This window comes from Streptomyces sp. NPDC052020, assembly GCF_040680575.1.
In the GTDB taxonomy this organism is placed as follows: Bacteria; Actinomycetota; Actinomycetes; order Streptomycetales; family Streptomycetaceae; genus Streptomyces.
Genome location: NZ_JBFAWY010000003.1, coordinates 40,361 through 60,317, shown reverse-complemented (window position 1 = coordinate 60,317; position 19,957 = coordinate 40,361). Strand labels below are relative to the sequence as shown.

Here is a 19,957-nt window from a genome sequence, read left to right as displayed (position 1 = left end):
GCGCCCGCCCCCGGCACCGGGCGCCGGTGACCGCCCGCGTCGCTCGCACCGGTCTCCGGGGGCGTCGCGCCCACCCGAGGACCGGCCGCGAAGGGGGCCGCGCGCCGGGGTTCCGCCCTGGCGCGGCGGCTGCTCCCGGCACCGGCCGCAGGCGACCGGCCGCGTCGGTCGTCCGGCGGACGCCGACTTCGAACCGGCGGCATCCGCCCCCGTCCGGCGGCATCCGATCCCTACCCGCCGGCAGCCGCCCCCCGCCCGGCGCGTCCGCCCCCGCCCGCCGGCATCCGATCATCCCTACCCGCCGGCAGCCGCCCCCCGCCCGGCCTCCCCTTCCCCCCGAGGCACCCCGGTCGACCCCCGCACCATCAGTTCCCCCCGCACCGTGGCGATCCCCCCGGGCGGCGCTTCCTCGCGCCCCATCGCGATGCGCCCGGCCCGCGCGCCCGCCTCCGCGAGCGGCAGCCGTACCGTCGTCAGCGCGGGCACCGCGTCGATGCTGAACGGCAGGTCGTCGAACCCGGCCACCGACACGTCCCGCGGAATCCGCAGCCCGGACTCCCGCAGCGCCGCGCAGGCGCCCAGCGCGACGGAGTCGTTGGCCGCGACGACCGCCGTCAGGGTGGGATCCCTGCGCAGGAGTTCGAGCGTCGCCTCGTAGCCCGACCGGCGGTCGTAGCGGCCGTGGACCGTGCGGCGCGGATCGTCCTCGATGCCGTGCGCGGCCAGCGCGGCCCGGTGGCCCTCCAGCCGGTGCCGGGTGGTGGTGCGCTCCTCGGGGCCCGCGATGTAGCCGAGCCGCCGGTGTCCCAGCCCGATCAGATGCTCGGTCAGCTCCCGCCCGCCGCCGCGGTTGTCGAAGGTCAGCGCGATCGCCTCGGTGTCCGGCGCGGGCGGGCGCCCGCACAGCACCACCCGGGTCCCGGCGTCGCCGAGCTTGCGCAGCTTCGCCGCCACGGCGGCCTTGTGGGCCTCGTTCTCCACCGCGCCGCCGGTGAGCACGACGGCCGCCGCCCGCTGCCGCTGGAGCAGGGTGAGGTAGGTCAGCTCACGCTCCGGGGAGCCGCCGGTGTTGCAGACGACGGCGAGGCGCTCGCCGCCCGCCCGCCCGCCGGGCCCGCCGATCTCGGACTGGATGGCGCCGGCCATGATGCCGAAGAAGGGGTCGGCGATGTCGTTCACCAGGATCCCCACCAGGTCGGACGTGGCGGCGGCCAGGGCGCTCGCCGGCCCGTTGAGCACGTAGTCCAGCTCGTCGACCGCCTTCAGCACCCGCTCGCGGGTGGATGCGGCCACGGGATAGTTCCCGTTCAGTACGCGCGACACCGTCGCGGGGGAGACCTGCGCGCGGGCCGCCACGTCCGCCAGGGTCACCGTCATGTCCTCGTCCTCCGGTCTCCGGTCGCGCCTCTCGGGCCCCTCGGGCCTCTCGTTCGGATCATGCCGGGCCCGCCGGTTGCGGCACCGCGCCTCGCCGCGTCGTCACCGGTCGCCGTGGCTCCGCCATGGCGCCCTCCTCCGCCTCGCGACGCACGGTGCCCGCCCCCGCTCCCCGATCCCGCCTGTTCCTCGCCTGATCCGAACGGAAGACCCTATCCGCACGCCAGCGATCACCAGGCGCGGCCGGCCGGCTCCGCCGCGGTGCTGTTCCCGGTCAGACCCTACGGCCCCCGGCCGGCCTCGTCCGCCGCCCGGACAACTCGCTCCGTGCGGCGGTCTTGTCCAGACCACCGTGCACAGGCTAGCTTCGTACCAGATAGAAAGCGCTTGCTGTGGTCTCATCAGTCATCGAGTGGCCGGTGGGATGTGTGCGGCGCGCGGATCGCGTACGACGCGTACGAAGGGAATGACGTGACACGCAAGACGGTGCGTATCGCCATGAACGGCGTGACCGGGCGCATGGGCTACCGCCAGCACCTCGTCCGCTCGATCCTGGCCATCCGTGAGCAGGGCGGCCTGGACCTGGGCGACGGCGCCGTGCTGTGGCCGGAGCCCATCCTGGTCGGCCGCCGTGAGCACGCGCTCAGGGCGCTGGCCGAGCGGCACGGCCTGGAGCACGTCTCGACGGACGTGGACGCGGTCCTCGCCGACGAGAGCGTCGACATCTACTTCGACGCGCAGGTCACCTCCGCGCGCGAGGACGCGATCAAGAAGGCGATCGCGGCGGGCAAGCACATCTACACCGAGAAGCCCACGGCCACCGGCTTCGAGGGCGCGCTGGAACTGGCCCGCCTGGCCGCGGCCAAGGGCGTGAAGCACGGCGTCGTCCAGGACAAGCTGTTCCTGCCCGGCCTGCTCAAGCTCAAGCGGCTCATCGACGGCGGCTTCTTCGGCCGCATCCTGTCCGTGCGCGGCGAGTTCGGCTACTGGGTCTTCGAGGGCGACTGGCAGGAGGCGCAGCGCCCCTCCTGGAACTACCGCGCCGAGGACGGCGGCGGCATCGTCGTCGACATGTTCCCCCACTGGGAGTACGTCCTGCACGAGCTGTTCGGCCGGGTGAAGTCGGTCCAGGCCGTCGCCACCACCCACATCCCGCAGCGCTGGGACGAGAACGGCAAGCCCTACGACGCCACCGCCGACGACGCCGCCTACGGCGTCTTCGAGCTCGACGGCGGGGCCATCGCCCAGATCAACTCCTCCTGGGCGGTGCGCGTCAACCGCGACGAACTGGTGGAGTTCCAGGTCGACGGCACCGAGGGCTCCGCGGTCGCCGGCCTGCGCAACTGCCGCGTCCAGCACCGCAGCGCCACCCCCAAGCCGGTCTGGAACCCGGACATCCCGGCCACGTACTCCTTCCGCGACCAGTGGCAGGAGATCCCCGACAACCAGGAGTTCGACAACGGCTTCAAGGCCCAGTGGGAGCTGTTCCTCAAGCACGTCTACGCCGACGCCCCCTACCACTGGGACCTGCTGGCCGGCGCCCGCGGCGTCCAGCTCGCCGAGCTGGGCCTGAAGTCCTCCGCGGAGGGCCGCCGCATCGACGTGCCGGAGGTCGCGCTGTGACCCTCCGCCTGCCGGACGCGAACGGCTCCCTGCGGACGTACGAGCCCCGCGGCGAGCCCCTCGCGCTGTCCTCTGGAAGCGCTTTCACCTCCCGTACGGTCTTCTCGGCGGCCCACGTGGTCGCCGACCCGTACGCCGACACGACCCCCGACGGGCCCGCCGCCGTCGACTGGGACGCCACCCTCGCCTTCCGCCGCCACCTGTGGGCGCACGGGCTCGGGGTCGCCGAGGCGATGGACACCGCCCAGCGCGGCATGGGCCTGGACTGGGCGGGCGCCGCCGAGCTGATCCGCCGCAGCGCCGCCGAGGCGAAGGCGGTGGGCGGCCGGATCGCCTGCGGCGTGGGCACCGACCAGCTCGCCGCCGGCACCCTGGACGAGGTCCGCCGGGCCTACGAGGAGCAGCTCGCCGTCGTGGAGGAGTCGGGCGCCCAGGCCATCCTCATGGCCTCCCGGGCCCTCGCGGCCACGGCGAAGGGCCCCGAGGACTACCTGGAGGTCTACGGCCATCTGCTCCGCCAGGCCGCCGAACCGGTCGTCCTGCACTGGCTCGGCCCCATGTTCGACCCGGCGCTGGAGGGCTACTGGGGCTCCTTGGACCTCGACGCGGCGACGGACACGTTCCTGGAGGTCATCGCCGCCCACCCCGACAAGGTCGACGGCGTCAAGATCTCCCTCCTGGACGCCCAGCGCGAGATCGACCTGCGCCGCCGCCTCCCGCAGGGCGTGCGCTGCTACACCGGCGACGACTTCAACTACCCCGAGCTGATCGCGGGCGACGAGCAGGGCTTCAGCCACGCCCTCCTCGGCATCTTCGACCCGCTGGGGCCGCTGGCGGCCGAGGCGGTCCGCGTCCTGGACACCGGGAACACGGAGGGCTTCCGCGCCCTGCTGGATCCCACCGTCGAACTCTCCCGCCACCTCTTCCAGGCCCCCACCCGCTTCTACAAGACGGGCGTGGTCTTCCTGGCCTGGCTCGCCGGTCACCAGGACCACTTCACGATGGTCGGCGGCTTGCAGTCGGCCCGCTCGCTGCCGCACTTCGCCCGCGCCTACGAACTGGCCGACGGACTCGGCCTGTTCCCGGACCCGAAGCTGGCCGAGGAGCGGATGAGGACCCTGCTGTCCCTGTACGGAGTGAGCCAGTGACCGACCTTCTCTCCCGCTTCTCCATCAACCAGATGACGGTCAAGCAGCTGTCGCTGCCGGAACTGACCGCCGCCTGCGCCGAGTCCGGCATCGGTAACGTGGGCCTGTGGCGCGAACCGGTCCAGTCCTACGGCGTGGAGGCGGCGGCCAAGCTGGTCCGCGACGCGGGCCTGACGGTGACGACGCTGTGCCGCGGCGGCTTCCTCACCGCGATCGACGCCGGTGAGCGGGCGCGCGCCCTGGAGGACAACCGGCGGGCCGTGGACGAGGCCGCGGCCCTCGGCACCGACACGCTCGTGCTGGTCTCGGGCGGCCTGCCCGCCGGCTCCCGGGACCTGCGCGGCGCCCGGGAGCGCATCGCGGACGCGCTCGCGGAACTCGGCCCGTACGCCGAGGAGCACGGGGTCCGCCTGGCCATCGAGCCGCTGCACCCGATGTTCGCCTCCGACCGCTGCGTGGTCTCCACCCTCGCCCAGGCGCTGGACATCGCCGAGCGCTTCCCGGCCCGCCAGGTCGGCGTCACGGTGGACACGTACCACATCTGGTGGGACGACACGGCGCCCGCGCAGATCGCCCGGGCCGGCGCGGGCGGCCGTATCCACACCTTCCAGCTCGCCGACTGGACGACACCGCTGCCGGAAGGCGTCCTGAACGGCCGCGGCCAGATCGGGGACGGCGCGGTCGACATGCGCGAGTGGAGGGGGTACGTGGAGGCGGCCGGGTACACCGGGCCCATCGAGGTCGAGCTGTTCAACGACGCGCTGTGGGCGCGTGACGGGCGCGAGGTGCTGGCGGAGACGGCGGCGCGGTTCGTGGAGCACGCGGGCGCGTGACGGCGGCGGCCGGTTCCGCCGCCGCGCGTGCGGCCCGGCCTGTGCTCGGGGCCGGGCGGCGGCGAGGCCGGATCGCAGGCGAACCGCGTTGTCGGTGGGGTGTTGTACGATGCCCGGCCGCTGTGCGGAGCCTCGGCTTACGGATCAGTAGATCGGGGCGATCGGGACATGTGGAGCGACCGGGCTGCCGGGTACGGCTGTGCCGTACGTCACCCGTCACCTGTGGTATGCGTCACGCCGCTTTGGCCGGAACGCTTGCTAGCAGGCCGAATGCTCGATTCCACAGCGGAAACAGATATCCGTTCCGCGGCTCAACCCGTGGGCAGGTCTCGCTAACGGCCTTCCCGGCAAGGCAAGATGGAGGCTGCCCGTATGGGGGTCGCGTGGGCATGGCCTTTTCGGCCTGATCACGTGATCACCGCGGACAGAACGAGAGCCCCATCTCCGACGCCTGGCAGCTGGAGAGATGAGGCCCTCGGCAGCACCGGAACGGGCTGGGCCCCGGCCGAGAGGTCGGGGCTCTTCCCCTCAGTGGCTCAGGAACTCCCGCAGGATCTTGTAGATCGCGACGATCGGTCCGAGCCAGCGGACCCTGTTGTAGAACCGGTCCGCCTTGGTGTTCTGGTGCCCCTCCGGCTGTGCAGCCATTGGGCCGCCCCCTTTCTGGTCCACGTTCGTGAACCTCGCGAGGGCTCACGGCGCATCGCGAACCTTCCGGGGAGCGGTGGTAGCGCAATACAGTACCGGGCACAACGGCAACGACGGCGTGTGCGTGTCACTCCTGTGGGTGATCATCGCGGTACGGGACCGGCACGGCGTGCCGTACCGGCCGACCGAGATGCCACGGTTGTGGCGATCAAGGCAACTGCCAGCGCCGTTGCGGAAGTTCCAGAAGTGACGGCGTGCCAGTTCCCGCCTCGAAAGTCGCGAAAATCACACCCCCGGGAACGGTGGACCCTCCGTCAAAGTCCGTACATATGTCACCGGTGACCGCAGTCCTTCTCGCTCCGAGCGGGCAGCAGGGTGACATATGCCAGAGAACGGTCGTCCTCGTTCACCAAGTGAGCAGTTGCGAAGGGTCGGGGAGAGGTCCGGCAGGCGCCGGGGGCCGGTCGGCCGGGCCTCCCCGGTCCGCTTCACCGCGTCCCCTCGGCCGCGTCCCCCCGACGCCCGCCGTCCAGCGCGTCCACCTCGGCCGCCGTCGGATACGACGCCTGCGCTCCCGGCCTGGTGACGGCCGCCGCGCCGACCCGGGCCGCGTACGCCGCCGCCCGGACCAGGTCCGAGCCGGTGCCGAGCCGCCACGCCAGCGCCGCGGTGAACGCGTCTCCCGCGCCCGTCGTGTCCACGGCGTCCACCGACACGGAGGGGACCCGTACGACCCCCGCGGACGAGGCCACCAGCGCGCCGGCGGCGCCCAGCGTCACCACCACCGAGCGGGGCCCCTTCGCCAGCAGGATCCGCGCCCAGTCCTCCGGCTCCCCGCTCACACAGGCGTCGCCGAGGACGACCCGCGCCTCGTGCTCGTTGACGATCAGCGGATCGCAGGCCGCCAGCACCTCCCCCGGCAGGGGGCGCGGCGGTGACGGGTTGAGGACGAACCGGCGGTCCGGCGGCAGGTTCCGTACGACCTCCACCACCGTCTCCAGCGGGATCTCCAGCTGCGCCGAGACGACGCGGGAGGCGTGGAAGAGGCTCCCGGCCGCGCGGACGTCCTCGGGGGTGAGCCGTGCGTTGGCGCCCGGCGAGACCACGATGCTGTTGTCCCCGGACGGGTCCACCGTGATCAGCGCGACGCCGGTCGGGGCGTCGCCCACCAGAACGCCCACCGTGTCCACACCGGCCGCCCGCTGCGACTCCAGGAGCAGCCGCCCGTGGTCGTCGGCGCCGACCCGGGCCAGCAGGGCCGTACGGGCACCCAGCCGGGCGGCGGCGACCGCCTGGTTGGCGCCCTTGCCGCCCGGATGGACGGCCAGGTCCGAGCCGAGCACCGTCTCGCCCGGACCCGGCCGCCGTTCGACGCCGATCACCAGGTCGGCGTTGGCCGACCCCACGACCAGGAGGTCGTAGCCGTTCATGAACCCTCTCCCCGCATCTTCCGAGTCCGTCGCGGCGGGCCCGCCCGGGCGCCGCCGTCAGCCGCCGAATCCGGCCGCGTTCTCCCTGGTGACCACCTTCACCGGCACCTTCACCGTCTCCTCGACCCGCCTGCCGTCGGCGGCGCGCAGCGCGTTGTCCACGGCGATCCTGCCCAGCTCCTTCGGCACCTGTGCCACGGAGGCGTACAGCGTGCCCGCCTCGACCGCCTTCAGGCCGTCCGGGGTGCCGTCGAAGCCGACGACCTGGACGGACCTGCCGGCCTTGGCGCCGAGCGCCTTGACCGCGCCGAGGGCCATCTCGTCGTTCTCGGCGAAGACGCCGTCGATGTCCGGGTGGGCCTGGAACAGGTTCGTCATCACGTCCAGCCCCTTGGCGCGGTCGAAGTCGGCGGGCTGCCTGGCGACGACCTCGATGCCCGGGTAGGCCCGGAGGCCCTCGGCGAACCCGGCGCCGCGCTCGCGGCTGGCGGAGGTGCCGGCCTGGCCCTGGAGGATCACGATGGTGCCCTCGCCGCCGAGCTTCCCGGCCAGCGCCCTGGCGCCCAGCCGCCCGCCCTCGACGTTGTCGGAGGCGACCAGCGCCGCGGTGTCGGCCCCGCTGACGCCCCGGTCCACGGCGACGACGGGGATGTCCGCCTGGTTGGCCGACCGCACCGAGGGACCGGCCGCGTCGGAGTCCACCGGGTTGACGACGATCGCGCCGAGGCCCTCGCTGGTGAAGTTCTGGAGCTGGTTGGCCTGCTGCGAGGCGTCGTTCTGCGCGTCCGTGACGGTCAGGTCGACGCCCCGCCGCCTCGCCTCCTGCTCGGCGCCGGCCCGGATCTGCACGAAGAACGGGTTGTTCAGCGTCGACAGCGACAGGCCGATCCTCCGCTCCTTGCCCGCGGAGCCCCCGCCGTGCAGGAGGGAGGTGGTGCCGACCACCGCGACCGCGGCGACGGCCGCCACGAGATACGTCACCGCCTGCCTGCCCTTGCCGCCCCGCGGGGTGCCGGCCGCGACCGGCGTCGCCCCGGCCTTGCGGCGCACCGTGTCCAGCAGCACCGCCAGCGCGATCACGACACCGATGACGACCTGCTGCCAGAACGCGGAGACGGACAGCAGGTTGAGGCCGTTGCGCAGCACCGCCAGGATCAGCGCGCCGATCAGCGTGCCCGACGCCTTGCCGGTGCCGCCCGCGAGCGAGGCGCCGCCGATGACGACCGCGGCGATCGCGTCCAGCTCGTAGCCTTGCGCGGCCTGCGGCTGCGCGGAGGACAGCCGGGCGGCGAGCACGACGCCCGCGGCGGCGGCGAACAGCCCCGACAGCGCGTAGACGGCGAGCTTGTGCCGCTTGACCCGCAGCCCGGACAGGCGGGCCGCCTCCTCGTTGCCGCCGATCGCGTACATGGAGCGGCCGAGGTACGTCCGGCCCAGCACCACGGCCGTGATCAGCCCCATGACGACCATCACCAGCACCGGCACCGGAAGCCAGCCGCCGAGCGTGTCACCGAGGTGCGAGACGGAGCCGGGGAACGCGATCGGCGAGCCCTGCGAGATCACCAGCGACAGGCCCCGGCCCACCGACAGCATGGCCAGCGTCGCGATGAACGGCGGCAGCTTGCCGTAGGAGACGAGGAAACCGTTGACCAGGCCGCACGCGACGCCCGTCACGACCGCGAGGACGACCGCGAGGGCGACCGGCACCCCGGCCTCGGTGGCGCTCCACGCCAGCACGGTGGCCGACAGGGCGGCGACCGACCCGACCGACAGGTCGATGCCCGCGGAGACGATCACGAAGGTGACACCGAAGGCGAGGATCGCGGTCACGGCGGCCTGCACACCGACGTTGAGCAGGTTGTCGGCGGTCAGGAAGTCACCGGACAGCGCCGACATGGCGATGACGAGGACGACGAGGGCGGTCAGCGCGCCGTTGTCGAGCAGCAGGCGGCGCAGCCCGCCGGCGGCGCCCGGCCCGCTCTTGAGGGTGTCAGTGGCCACCGGGGGCCTCCGTTCCGTCGCTGTGGTCCGTGCCGCCGGCGGGAGTGCCGACGGCGAGCGCCATCACGGCGTCCTGGGTGGCCGCCTCGGCGGCGAGTTCACCGGCGATCCGGCCCTGCGCCATCACCAGCACCCGGTCGCTCATGCCGAGCACCTCCGGCAGATCGCTGGAGACCATCAGGACGGCGGCGCCCCGCGCGGTGAGGTCGTTGACGAGCTGGTAGATCTCGACCTTGGCGCCCACGTCGATGCCGCGCGTGGGCTCGTCGAGGATGAGCACCCGGGCGCCGGCCAGCAGCCACTTGCCGATGACGACCTTCTGCTGGTTGCCGCCGGACAGGGTGCGCACCTGCTGCCCAAGGCCGGCCATCCGCACGCCGAGCCGCCGCGCGATCCGGTCCGCCGCCGCCCGCTGCCCCCTGAGGTCGACGAACCCCGCGCGGGTGGCCGACCTCAGCGTCACCAGCCCGAGGTTCTCCGCGACGGAGGCGTCCAGCACCAGCCCCTGCCCCTTGCGGTCCTCCGGTACGAGCCCGATCCCGGCCGCCATGGCGGCGTTCACGTCGTGCCGCCGCAGGGGCACGTCCCCGACCCGGACGCTGCCCGCGTCGTAGGGGTCGGCGCCGAACACCGCCCGCACCACCTCCGTGCGCCCGGCACCGACCAGTCCCGCGATGCCGACGACCTCCCCGGCGCGCACCTCGAAGCTCACGTCGTGGAAGACCCCGTCACGGGTGAGCCCCTCCACCTTCAGCAGCACCTCACCGCCGCCGGCTCGCTCACGCGGGTACTGCTGCTCGATCGACCGCCCCACCATGAGCCGTACCAGCTCGTCCTCGGGCGTGGCGGCCGGGACCTGCCCGACGCTCCTGCCGTCCCGGATGACGGTGACGCGGTCGCCGAGCGCGGCGATCTCCTCCAGGTGATGGGTGATGAACACGATCCCGACGCCGTCCGCGCGCAGCCGCCGCACGATGGCGAACAGCTTCTCGACCTCCTCCGAGGTCAGCACGGCGGTCGGCTCGTCCATGATCAGCACGCGCGCGTCCAGGCTGAGCGCCTTGGCGATCTCGACCATCTGGAGCCGGGCGACCCCGAGTTCACGCACCCGCGCGCGGGGCGACACGTCGACGCCCACGCGTGCGAGCAGCACCTCGGCGTCGGCCTCCATCCGCTTGCGGTCGATCATCCCGAAGCGGCGCGGCTGCCGCCCCAGGAAGATGTTCTCGGCGACCGTGAGATCGGGGACGAGGTTGAACTCCTGGTAGATCGTGGCGATCCCGAGGCGCTCGGAGTCCCGCGCCCCGCCCACGCGCACCTCCCGGCCGCCTACGAGGATCCGGCCCGCGTCGGGGGTGTAGGCGCCGGAGAGCATCTTGATGAGCGTGCTCTTGCCGGCGCCGTTCTCGCCGAGCAGCACGTGCACCTCGCCCCGGCGCAGATCGAAGTCGACGCCGTCGAGCGCGACCACGCCGGGAAAGGTCTTGCGTATGCCCTCGATGCGCAGCAACTCGTCCGGGTCGCTCACGTCGTACTCCTTCGTACGGGGGAGGGGGACCGCGGGGGTTCCGGCTCGCCGCACGAGCGGCGGACGACGAGCCGGGCGGGGAGGGTGACGGACCGCGGCGTCCGCCCCTCGATCCGGTCGACCAGGGCGCGCACCGCGGCGCGCCCCAGTTCACCGGTCGGCTGGGCGATCGCGGTGATCGGCGGATCGGTGTGCACGAACCAGGGGATGTCGTCGAACGCGGCCAGCGCGAGGTCGTCCGGAACACGCAGGCCCCGCGCGCGTACGGCGTCCAGCGCGCCGAGCGCCATCAGGTTGTCGGCGGCGAAGACGACCTCGGGGGGCTCCGGCAGATCCAGGAACCCCTCGGTGACCCGCCGCCCGCTCTCGGCCTGGAAGTCGCCCTGGCCGATGTAGGCGTCGGGCAGCTCCAGCCCGTACGCGCGCAAGGCGTCCCGGAAGGCGGCCACGCGCTCACTGCCGGTGGTGGTGGCGGCCGGTCCCGCGATGATCGCCAGCCGCCGGTGCCCGAGCCCGTGCAGGTGCGCGACGAGATCCCGTACGGCCCCGCGCCCGTCCGCCCGCACCACCGGCACGTCGACGCCCGGTGTCCACCGGTCGACGAAGACCATCGGGGTGCCCGCGCGGGCGGCGTCCAGCACCAGCGGGGAGCCGCCGTCGGCGGGGGAGACGAGCAGCCCGTCGATCCGCCGGTCCAGCAGCGTCCGAACGTGGTGGTCCTGCAACTCGGGCCGCTCGTCGGCGTTCCCGATGATCACGCTGTACCCGAGCGCGCGGGCCTCTTCCTCCACCGACCGGGCCAGCTCGGTGAAGTACGGGTTCATCACGTCGCTGATGACCAGCCCGAGGGTGCGGGTGGTGTCGGTGCGCAGCGACCGGGCGACGGCGTTCGGACGGTAGCCCAGCGCCTCGACGGCGGCCAGCACGCGCGTGCGCGCGTCGGCGCTGACCGACGGATGCTCGTTCAGGACCCGCGACACCGTCGCGACGGACACCCCCGCCTCGGCGGCGACGTCCTTGATACTCGCCATCGCCGGCCCACCTCCTCGTGGAATCGATTACACGAAGGATTGGAATCGATTCCACGGACAAGGGCAAGGGGGACCGGGGTGGCCGAAACCAGATCGTGATGACAGCCGGCACCCACCACGCGACCTCGCCGCGGGCGGCGCCGGTTCCTGGAACGGGTTCTACGGGCGGGCGGCGGCCGGCAGGGCGGGCGTGCCGGTGACGGACGTCACGAGGGAGTACAGGGCGGTGTCGGCGGCGATGAACAGGCGGTTGCGCTTGGCGCCGCCGAAGCGGATGTTGGCGACGGTGCCGGGGACCAGGATGCGGCCGAGGAGGGTGCCGTCGGGGTCGTAGCAGTGCACGCCGCCGTCCATGGCGGCGGCCCAGAGGCGGCCGGTGTCGTCGAAGCGGATGTTGTCGAACTTGCCGAGCCGGCCTTCGACGAAGATCTCGCCGCCGCCGAGGGTGCCGTCGTCGCGGACGTCGAAGACGCGGATGTGGTTGGCGCGGCTGTCGGAGACGTACAGCCGGGTCTCGTCGGGGGAGAAGACCAGGCCGTTGGGGCCCTGGAAGCCGTCGGCGACCAGCGTGACCTCACCGGTGCGAGGGTCGACGCGGTAGACGTTGCAGGCGCCGATCTCGCTCTCGGCGCGGTGGCCCTCGTAGTCGGAGACGATCCCGAAGTCGGGGTCGGAGAACCAGATCGAGTCGTCGGACTTCACGGCGGCGTCGTTCGGGCTGTTGAGCCGCTTGCCCTGGAAGCGGTCGGCGAGCACGGTGATGGTGCCGTCGTGCTCGGTGCGGGTGACGCGGCGGTTGCCCTGCTCGCAGGTGACCAGGCGCCCCTCGGTGTCCAGGGTGTTGCCGTTGGGGTGACCGGCGGGCGAGCGGAAGACGCCGACCGCGCCGGTGGTCTCGTCCCAGCGCAGGAGGCGGTCATTGGGGATGTCGCTCCATACGACGTACCGCCCGGCCGGGACGTAGAGCGGCCCCTCGGCCCAGCGGCAGCCGTCGTAGAGCTTCTCCAGCCGGGAGTCCCCGGCGGCGCACCGGCCGGTGCGGAACCGCTCGTCGAGGATGTCGTACAACTCGGGGTGCTCGCCGGGCATGGGGCCGCCCTCTCTGTCTGTCGGGACGAAGATCGACCTGCTCCCCCCGACTATGGGGAATGGCAGGCGGTGGATCAAGCGGGGACGTGACGGCGAGGGGCGGCGGCTTGCCGAGTTCACACCACACGTACTTTCCCCGGCTGCCGCCGCTGCTCTGTTGCTGCCACCCCCACATGCCGGTGCAGGCCGCACCAGCGCCAGACCTCGCCCGCCCTCCGTGCGGCGACCCGCTCCGGCGGCTCGGGGTCCGCGTCCCACGCCCCGATCCGCAGCGTGCCCGGCGGCGACCAGCGCACCCGCGGCGCGGCGGGGCCCTTCGTGTGACGTACGGCGTTGGAGACCAGCTCGGCGGCGAGCGGCTCGGCCACATCGACGAGGGCGATCAGGCCGTGCAAGGTCAGGATCAGACGGAGGGTGCGCCGGCTGGCGTGGTGACGGCGCGGAGGCCGCTCCACGCTTGCCGAACGCGCTTCCGTAAGGTGGAGGCCGTATCACTTGAGCCCGACCGGTCGCGCGACTTCATCCACACGCTGGCGAAGGAGCTGTGAGGCACCCACGTCCCCCCTTGGCATCTGGCGGAAGTCGTCGTACTCCGGTGAGGGCGACGGCAACGACTGCGTCGAGATCGCACCCTCTCCCGCGTATGTGGCCATACGCGACTCGAAGGACCCGGCCCACGGAGCGCTCACCTTCCCGGCTGCCGTCTTCACCGCCTTCGTCGAAGCACTCAAGGAGCCGTCAAGGGAGCGGTGACCCTTCGAGGCCCCGCCCGTGCCGAGGACACCGCGCGGGCGGGGCCTCCACCTCGTCCTGGAACCGGCGTTCCCTCAGCGCGACCGGTCGAAGGCGTCGGAGGTCTCGGAGGTCTCGGGAGTCTCGGAGGCGAGGGCGTCCCGCATCGTGCGCAGCCGACGGTGCTGGCGGTTGCCGTAGTGGATGAGCCAGCTCAGGAAGGCTCCGCTGAACACCGCCAGGCCGATGGTCTGCCGCGGACCCGAGGTCGCGGCCGTCGCCATCACGACGGCGCAGAAGAGGACGACCAGGAAGACCTGCGCCGCCACCCGGTGGCGTGTGCGGTGCAGGCGCCGCTCGACCAGGTCACGCATGGCCCGGCGCTCCCGCGGGTCGACGGGGACGTCCCCCTTGCGCAGCTTCCGCTCCAGCGTCACGAGCCGGTCGGCCGAACCGCCGGCGGCGCGTTCCTCCTTGCGCCGCATGGCCATCATGATGGCCATGCCTCCGGCCGCGATGACGGCCGTGCGCACCAGGACCGTCCCGAACGAGCGCCCGGGGAATAACAGCATGCTCACGGCGCTCGCGACCAGAAGGGACAGGACGATCTGTGCCCACAGGTGCTTTCCCAGGTAGGAGTTGACGCGTTCCACGCGCGCCTCCGTTCACTGCCGTGCCCTGCGGCGCGCGGTGAGGACCCGCACCGTCAGGGCCACGGCCAGCAGGACCCAGGTCGCGGCGCAGTACCCCCACGACGCTGCCCCGCGCAGGGCGCCGAGGGAGCTCCAGAGGACCCACAGGGCCACCACGACGCACAGCGCGCTCCACGCGATGTCGGCGATGCGGACGGACAACTGGTCGCGTTGCCTGGTGCCGGGTTCGAGATCACCGAGCCCGGACGATCGAGATGTCTCCGGCTGTGTCATGGGTCATTCCTCGCGATGGTCGGCTTGGAATACCCGGCTACCCCGGGTTCCGGACGTCAGACGACCAATGGCGCTGGTCTGAAAGGGTATTGGGCCAACCTCGCCAGAGCCTCGGACCCTCGGGGCCCGGTTCGTTCTCCTCGTCCTCGCCTCCGAGGCACAGCCCGCGCTGACCGAACGCTCTTCCGTTAGGTAGAGGTCGTCGGCTCCGAGGGTTCTCAGCAGGCCGATGGCGAGGTTGCGGAGGGTCGCCATGGCGCGGGGTGCGGTGCCGGTGTGGATGGTGGAGGCGCCCTTGGCGAAGGTCACGTCTCTGACGTGATGCAGGGGCTTCACCGTCCGGTGGCCGCGGATCGCGGTGGTGAGTTGGGCCGGGGGTGGTCTGGTGGGCGTGGAGGCTGGTGACGGCGTAGACGGTCTCGCGGCTCTCGCGCCGGCCGGTGGATCGGCGGCGACGGTGGACGCGGATGACCAGGCGGGCGTGGGGGAAGGCGATTCCGCCGAGGTGGTCGGCCATGCCGCAGGTCTTGATCGAGCGAGGCTCGTGGCGGCCGTGGCCGGTGGAGGTCGTGGTGTGTTCGACGGCGATGTCCCGCCAGGGCAGGGCGGCGAGCTGCCGGTGTGCGGTCGGTGACGTTCGCCTGGACCGAGTGCAGAGCGTCGAAGGTGACGAGGGTTCCGTCCAGGTCCAGTGGCCTGAGCAGGGGCTGAAAGTGCGCGGTCTCGTTTGTCTTCGCGTCGACCTCCGCCTTGGCGAGGGTCACGGCCCGGTGGTGGGTGACCGCGGAGAGCAGATGCCTGCGCTTGACGGACAGACGGGCTGATCCTCTCGGCGACATGCCGTCGACGGCGATCACCCGCCGTTGCCCCGAGGGAGCCTCCGCGGTGTTCCGGCCGGCGAGGTAGTCGCCGACCGCCCGGTCCAGAGCATCACCGTCGACGGCCGTGAGCACACGGCCGATCGTGGTCCGCGAGGGCGAGCGACGCCACTTGAGCGGATGCCGCCGGACCCCGACGGCCGTCAGCATGGCGTCCGAGGCTCGATCCGCCCCTGCAACTGACCACAAAAACGACAATTTGGAAGCGCTCAATGATTCACAGGGGAAGGATTTCTCGCCAACCAATCCTGCAATTCTCGATGGCGGAACTGATAAGACGAGCCCGCCACACGCAACAAGCCCGCTTGATAGGACCAGTGCATAAATCGCGCCACGCGCAGCGGGAGAATTCTGCGAACCCGCACCCCTAGAGTAAACAACAGAAAACGTCGGCTCGCGCTTGCGACGTTGAAGAATCCCAGGAACACTCCAAGGAGTAGCAAGTAGGACGCGAACTGCAGATCCGTAGCCCCATGAGCGGAAGGTGGGAACAGCCCTCCCGACCAATGCGCGACACCGATCGATGCGGGAACCCCTGCGGCAACCAAGATGCCAGCGGCAAGATTTCCCTTTACTTGATCGCGCGGATCAATAAAGTTCTCATCTCGATCCACCAGCAGGAGTGTGCCCGACGGGAGGAAGCGTCGCGTAACGCGAAGCCCGATGATTGTACGACAAAACCCGCACAGCAACAGCGCCAAGAATAGAGATAGAAGCACCGTTGCGGTGTGAGTTGCTGCGATGGGGGGTACGTCCTGATCAGAGGAGCGCTTGGCTATTGCCCACCCGAGGAGTCCCCCGAGTGCGACCATACCCGTAAATGTGAAAATCATGTAACGGACTTCCGGAATCCGCGCCGTCGAGCCGCTCTTCCTCATTGGTACGGATACTGGATATCTATCTCTCAATGTGAAGACATCACGCACCCCTTCCCATCCAATAATTACAGCGATTAGGAGCGTGAGTGCGTATCGTTCCACCGGGGAACCCATGATTGAATCAAAGGAAAGATATGGGGGGACCACGAGGAAGAGTGCGGCAAGGAACGGCAGTAGGAACACGACATCCAAGAGGCGGACGAGGTTCCTTCCTGGAATGGGCCACAATCGGTGCAAGAATAGGCTACTACTGTCGGAATGGCTGCATCCTGGATGGCTGCATGTTTGAAACCTCAGATGGCCAGCGAATGCCGCCAATCCGCGATGAATGAGATGTGGTGGGTATTTCTTGGGGCTGGTTGGATGATGTTCGGCTGAAGCTGGGATGAAATGCCTAAGCAAGTGATCTCGCACATCGCTGGGCGCGGCAAAGCTTAGAAGCTCTGCGGGATCTCGCGTATAGGTAAGGGTGTGCGGATCCCTCTCATAAACCGTTGCAGCCAGGTTGAGTCGCCATGGAGTATTAAGAGCTTGAGCTAGCGTGCCCGTTCGCGCCGTCCTGATCGCATCCAAGACAGGCTGCCATCGTTGCGGGTTGTCGGAACGATCTTCGAAATACTTGCACATCTGTTCCGAATCGACGGGATTGACCCGAATGCGGACCGCTTGTTGGAGCCGCAAATCCATCGTACCTAATTCGTCATACTGCTCAGTACGGCACGTAAGGATGATCGCGGCCCCGCCGCCAATATCGTGGTAACGGTTAAGTTGACTCAGAGCCCGAGCAGCCCGCCGCTCCGCGACAGGTGTAGCTTCCGTATCCATCTCATCAAGGCCATCAAGGACCGGCAGAATGAGGCGGGCGCGTACTAGATCTACGGCAGTTCCTCGCTTAACACCCCGCCCCTGGAGCAACGTCATCACGTAGTCAGCCACCCAGTCCTCGAATGGCAGGCCCAGATCCCAATCGGCCAGGGGCATTCGCAAGGGGACCGCCCCTCCTTCCCGCTGCCGGAGCTGCTGCAGGAGGAGTTCGATGGCAAGAACTGTTTTACCGGCACCTGAGGCACCCGTTACGACCAGCCGACGGTGCTGCAACCCTTCGTAGAAGGCCAGCACTCCAGATAGATCTCCCTGTCGTTCTACGGCTGGATCAGCCGGGTCAGACCAAGTGCAGGAAACAGGGATGCGGTGGGGGCTCCCAGCAAGGAGCTGAGCCCGCTGCTCTGTCTCCGACGCCTTGACCAGATCAGCCAGCATCTGGGCAACCGCACTCAGATCGAGCGCAGCCTCCTCATGGTCACGTTGATAGGACCACCAAGCTGCCACCAGAGGGGGCACGGTGGGTGCGAAGGCAACGAGGACAGCTGACATGCGGCCCAGCTCGTAGTGCTTCGTCAGCCACATCGCCAGAGCTACACCTGCCAGGGCAAGCAGGATGTATAGCCGTTTCCGTCTGAGCAACTGTGATCTCGCCACAGCTCATATGTGTACCGCATGCACTGCACCACGGGGACCGGCATCGAAGTGTTCGCCAGAACCGGCTCACGAGCCAGGCCGGGACCGGTCGACCAGTGTCGCCGGCGGCTTTCCAGCAGGTGGCGCGTCACGGTGTGACCGTTCCGGCATTCCATGATCGCGGCCTGCATGGCATCTGCCTGGGTGTTCAGGGTAGCCACTGAAGTCGAACTCGCGTTGTCGTAGGGGCTGACGGGCCTTGGTCCTCTGCGGTATCACCGGGGCGTGCGATATCCACAGGGTGGCGGGCTGACCGCCGAACGGCAGCAGCACCGCGAGGACTTACGCTTTCAGGCGGCCGAACGGTTCGCCAGGGGCGAGGCGAGCTCGTTGATCGCCAAAGACCTGCGTGTCAGTGTCCGGTCGGTGCAGTGATGGCGGCAGGCGTGGGACGAGGATGGTCCGCGTGCTCTGCGGTCGCAGGGGCCGGTGTCGTTGCCGAGGCTGAGCGGAAGAAGCAGTTCGCACAGCTGGAGGCGGAGCTGGCCAAGGGGCCGGCCGCACACGGCTGGGAGGACCAGCGGTGGACCCTGGCGCGGATCAGGACCGTGATCGGTCGGCGCTTCAGGGCGTGCGCAAGCTGCTGGTCAGCGACGGCTGGTCCTGCCGGGTCCCGGCCCGACGGGCCGTCGAGCGGGACGATGAAGCCGTGGCCGGCTGGGTGACAATCTCAACGTCCGCAAGGCCGCCGACGTGCAGGCGTGCGCGGCCTCCATGGACTGGCTGACCATCTACTACCTGCCGCCCTACGCCCCGACCTCAAACCCGTCGAAGGCATCTGGTCGCTCCTGCGACCCGGATGGCTGTCCAACGTCGCTTCCGGCACTCGCGACATTTCGTCCAGCGCATCCGACGCGGTCCGCGGCACATCCAGTACCGCAGCCACCTCGCAGACGGCTGCCTCGCCGAGACCGGCCTGACCATCAGCCCCGCCTGACCAAGGGCACGACACTACTGGCTGACCGGGCGATTTCTGCCGGAGTGGTCTGGGGCAGGTCCGGCGCGCGTTCGGCGAGCGGGTCGACGACCGCGCTGTCGGCACGGCGTGAACGTGCAGGTGGTCACCGACCCGGACAGACGGCTGCTGTGGCTCTCACCCGCGCTGCCGGGCCGTGCCCACGGCCTGACCGCCGCCCGCACCCATCGGATCATCCGGACCTGCGAGCGCCAAGGCGTTCCCATCCTGGCGGATCTTGCTTGCCAGGGCGGCGGCCCTGGCAGACCATGGGCATCAAATGCAGGCCCTTGGAGGACCCCACGCCCACGGAGAGACGTGACCTTCGCCGAGGGCGCCTCCACCATCCACACCGGCACCGCACCCCGCGCCATGGCGACCCTCCGCAACCTCGCCATCGGCCTGCTGCGAACCCTCGGAGCCGACAACATCGCCAAGACCACCCGGGCGGTCCGCGAGCAACCCGAACGAGTATTCCCCCCTTGGCATCACCAACAATTCCGACGCTCAGGGAACTTGATCAAGCCATGACGCATGCGTTGAGGCCGCCCTTCGCCGCAATCATGTGGCGATTCGCGACTCGAAGGCTCCCGGCCGTGCGCCCCTCACCTTTCCGGCCACTGCCTTCGTCGCCTTCGTCGAAGCACTCAAGAAGCCGGAAGAGTTCTGAGTTGCGATGGCGTCCCGAGACGTCACGTCACCGCACCGCCGCCCATCCACCTCGGACTCGAAGACTGGTACCCGCGCACCTCTCTTGCCTGCGAGCCGTTCCGCGGCCACAGGTCCCGAGAGGCGGGCTGAGTCACTCAGTAGAGCGGCTCGCGTCCGGTCACCCGCCGGTAGATCTCGTCCATGCGGTCGTCGTCGACTTCGAAGGTCCCGCCCTGGACGAAGAAGGCGCCCTCACGCAGCGCTGCGGAGAATACTTCGAGCATCTCCTCCACTGACAGATACTCGATCTCCGACTCGGCTCCTTCCAGCACGCCGACCACTCCGAGAGTGCGGTCCGAACGCCAGACGACCGCGTACATGTCGGTAGACGCCGACGTCAGCACGGGCAGCCAATCTCCCAGTGTGTCGAGATCGCGATGTCCCTGGCCGCGGATTCTCAGCGCTTCATCGAGGGCCGGGTAGAAATACCCGGGGATGAAGTAGGAGTCTCCTACGGTCTGCCCTGTTCGGTGCGCTGTTCCGTTGCACCATGTGTACCAATCTCGAACTGCCTGCGGTGCGTCGCCGATCTGAGCCGCCACGTCTTCAGCCGGGAGCCCGGGCCGTTCGAGGTCTCGCACCACGGGACGCTCGAGGTTCTGGAGACTGGCAGCGATGTCGTCCAAAAGGTTCGTTACTCTGCTCATGTTG

Annotated in this window: 16 protein-coding genes and 5 pseudogenes; 10 read left to right on the top strand and 11 right to left on the bottom strand. The window is 70.3% G+C overall.

Going from position 1 to position 19,957, the window contains the following annotated elements; genetic code table 11:
• Nucleotides 1–294: 294 nt before the first annotated feature.
• Nucleotides 295–1,377, bottom strand: coding sequence for a LacI family DNA-binding transcriptional regulator (locus AB0L74_RS03575; protein WP_365645164.1), 1,083 nt, complete (start codon nt 1,375–1,377; stop codon nt 295–297).
• Nucleotides 1,378–1,848: 471 nt separating this feature from the next.
• On the opposite strand from AB0L74_RS03575, the gene AB0L74_RS03570 reads away from it, so the two are divergent.
• The 3 genes from AB0L74_RS03570 to AB0L74_RS03560 are packed head-to-tail and all read left to right on the top strand — an operon-like array spanning nt 1,849 to nt 4,981.
• Complete coding sequence (locus AB0L74_RS03570) at nt 1,849–3,000, top strand: Gfo/Idh/MocA family oxidoreductase (protein ID WP_365645162.1); 1,152 nt, start codon at nt 1,849–1,851, stop codon at nt 2,998–3,000.
• A complete protein-coding gene (locus AB0L74_RS03565) occupies nt 2,997–4,148 on the top strand; it encodes a dihydrodipicolinate synthase family protein (RefSeq protein ID WP_365645160.1) in 1,152 nt (383 codons plus the stop codon). The genes AB0L74_RS03570 and AB0L74_RS03565 overlap by 4 nt, the downstream gene beginning before the upstream one ends.
• Nucleotides 4,145–4,981, top strand: a complete 837-nt coding sequence (locus AB0L74_RS03560; RefSeq protein WP_365645158.1) for a sugar phosphate isomerase/epimerase family protein — start codon at nt 4,145–4,147, stop codon at nt 4,979–4,981. The genes AB0L74_RS03565 and AB0L74_RS03560 overlap by 4 nt, the downstream gene beginning before the upstream one ends.
• 1,136 nt (nt 4,982–6,117) lie before the next feature.
• On the opposite strand, the gene AB0L74_RS03555 is transcribed toward AB0L74_RS03560, so the two are convergent.
• The 6 genes and pseudogenes from AB0L74_RS03555 to AB0L74_RS03530 all read right to left on the bottom strand — a co-directional run.
• Complete coding sequence (locus AB0L74_RS03555) at nt 6,118–7,059, bottom strand: ribokinase (RefSeq protein WP_365645156.1); 942 nt, start codon at nt 7,057–7,059, stop codon at nt 6,118–6,120.
• Nucleotides 7,060–7,116: 57 nt separating this feature from the next.
• Nucleotides 7,117–9,060 carry a substrate-binding domain-containing protein gene (locus tag AB0L74_RS03550; RefSeq protein ID WP_365645154.1) on the bottom strand — a complete coding sequence of 648 codons (1,944 nt, stop codon included), beginning with the start codon at nt 9,058–9,060 and terminating at the stop codon, nt 7,117–7,119.
• Nucleotides 9,050–10,588 (bottom strand): sugar ABC transporter ATP-binding protein, encoded by a 1,539-nt coding sequence (locus tag AB0L74_RS03545; protein ID WP_365645152.1) that lies wholly within the window; start codon nt 10,586–10,588, stop codon nt 9,050–9,052. The genes AB0L74_RS03550 and AB0L74_RS03545 overlap by 11 nt, the downstream gene beginning before the upstream one ends.
• A complete protein-coding gene (locus AB0L74_RS03540; RefSeq protein ID WP_365645150.1) occupies nt 10,585–11,619 on the bottom strand; it encodes a LacI family DNA-binding transcriptional regulator in 1,035 nt (344 codons plus the stop codon). The genes AB0L74_RS03545 and AB0L74_RS03540 overlap by 4 nt, the downstream gene beginning before the upstream one ends.
• A 159-nt stretch (nt 11,620–11,778) precedes the next feature.
• Nucleotides 11,779–12,708, bottom strand: a complete 930-nt coding sequence (locus AB0L74_RS03535) for an SMP-30/gluconolactonase/LRE family protein (RefSeq protein WP_365645148.1) — start codon at nt 12,706–12,708, stop codon at nt 11,779–11,781.
• Between the two features lie 112 nt (nt 12,709–12,820).
• Nucleotides 12,821–13,133: pseudogene (locus AB0L74_RS03530) on the bottom strand (ATP-binding protein); the annotation flags it as partial.
• Nucleotides 13,134–13,157: 24 nt separating this feature from the next.
• Between AB0L74_RS03530 and AB0L74_RS03525 the strand changes: the two are divergent.
• A pseudogene (locus AB0L74_RS03525) lies at nt 13,158–13,256 on the top strand (transcriptional regulator); the annotation flags it as partial.
• Between the two features lie 22 nt (nt 13,257–13,278).
• On the top strand, nt 13,279–13,461 hold the full coding sequence (locus tag AB0L74_RS03520) for a DUF397 domain-containing protein (RefSeq protein ID WP_365645534.1): 183 nt from the start codon (nt 13,279–13,281) through the stop codon (nt 13,459–13,461).
• 74 nt (nt 13,462–13,535) lie between these two features.
• Here AB0L74_RS03520 and AB0L74_RS03515 read toward each other — a convergent pair whose 3' ends face one another.
• The 3 genes from AB0L74_RS03515 to AB0L74_RS03505 all read right to left on the bottom strand — a co-directional run bounded on the left by AB0L74_RS03515 (nt 13,536) and on the right by AB0L74_RS03505 (nt 17,529).
• Nucleotides 13,536–14,093, bottom strand: a complete 558-nt coding sequence (locus AB0L74_RS03515; RefSeq protein WP_365645146.1) for a hypothetical protein — start codon at nt 14,091–14,093, stop codon at nt 13,536–13,538.
• A gap of 12 nt (nt 14,094–14,105) precedes the next feature.
• Nucleotides 14,106–14,366, bottom strand: a complete 261-nt coding sequence (locus AB0L74_RS03510) for a hypothetical protein (protein WP_365645144.1) — start codon at nt 14,364–14,366, stop codon at nt 14,106–14,108.
• A gap of 1,087 nt (nt 14,367–15,453) precedes the next feature.
• Nucleotides 15,454–17,529, bottom strand: coding sequence for a hypothetical protein (locus tag AB0L74_RS03505; protein WP_365645142.1), 2,076 nt, complete (start codon nt 17,527–17,529; stop codon nt 15,454–15,456).
• 634 nt (nt 17,530–18,163) lie between these two features.
• Here AB0L74_RS03505 and AB0L74_RS03500 point away from each other — a divergent pair.
• The 5 genes and pseudogenes from AB0L74_RS03500 to AB0L74_RS03480 form a co-directional block, all read left to right on the top strand.
• The gene (locus AB0L74_RS03500) at nt 18,164–18,367 is read left to right on the top strand and encodes a winged helix-turn-helix domain-containing protein (protein WP_365645140.1); all 204 of its coding nucleotides are present in this window, start codon (nt 18,164–18,166) and stop codon (nt 18,365–18,367) included.
• Nucleotides 18,304–18,577, top strand: a pseudogene (locus tag AB0L74_RS03495) (transposase); the annotation flags it as partial. The gene AB0L74_RS03500 and the pseudogene AB0L74_RS03495, both read left to right, overlap by 64 nt.
• A 99-nt stretch (nt 18,578–18,676) precedes the next feature.
• Nucleotides 18,677–18,793: pseudogene (locus AB0L74_RS03490) on the top strand (IS5/IS1182 family transposase); the annotation flags it as partial.
• 120 nt (nt 18,794–18,913) lie between these two features.
• Complete coding sequence (locus tag AB0L74_RS03485) at nt 18,914–19,126, top strand: hypothetical protein (protein WP_365645138.1); 213 nt, start codon at nt 18,914–18,916, stop codon at nt 19,124–19,126.
• 10 nt (nt 19,127–19,136) lie between these two features.
• Nucleotides 19,137–19,265: pseudogene (locus AB0L74_RS03480) on the top strand (DUF397 domain-containing protein); the annotation flags it as partial.
• A gap of 136 nt (nt 19,266–19,401) precedes the next feature.
• On the opposite strand, the gene AB0L74_RS03475 reads toward AB0L74_RS03480, so the two are convergent.
• Nucleotides 19,402–19,953 carry a hypothetical protein gene (locus AB0L74_RS03475; protein ID WP_365645136.1) on the bottom strand — a complete coding sequence of 184 codons (552 nt, stop codon included), beginning with the start codon at nt 19,951–19,953 and terminating at the stop codon, nt 19,402–19,404.
• Nucleotides 19,954–19,957: the final 4 nt, after the last annotated feature.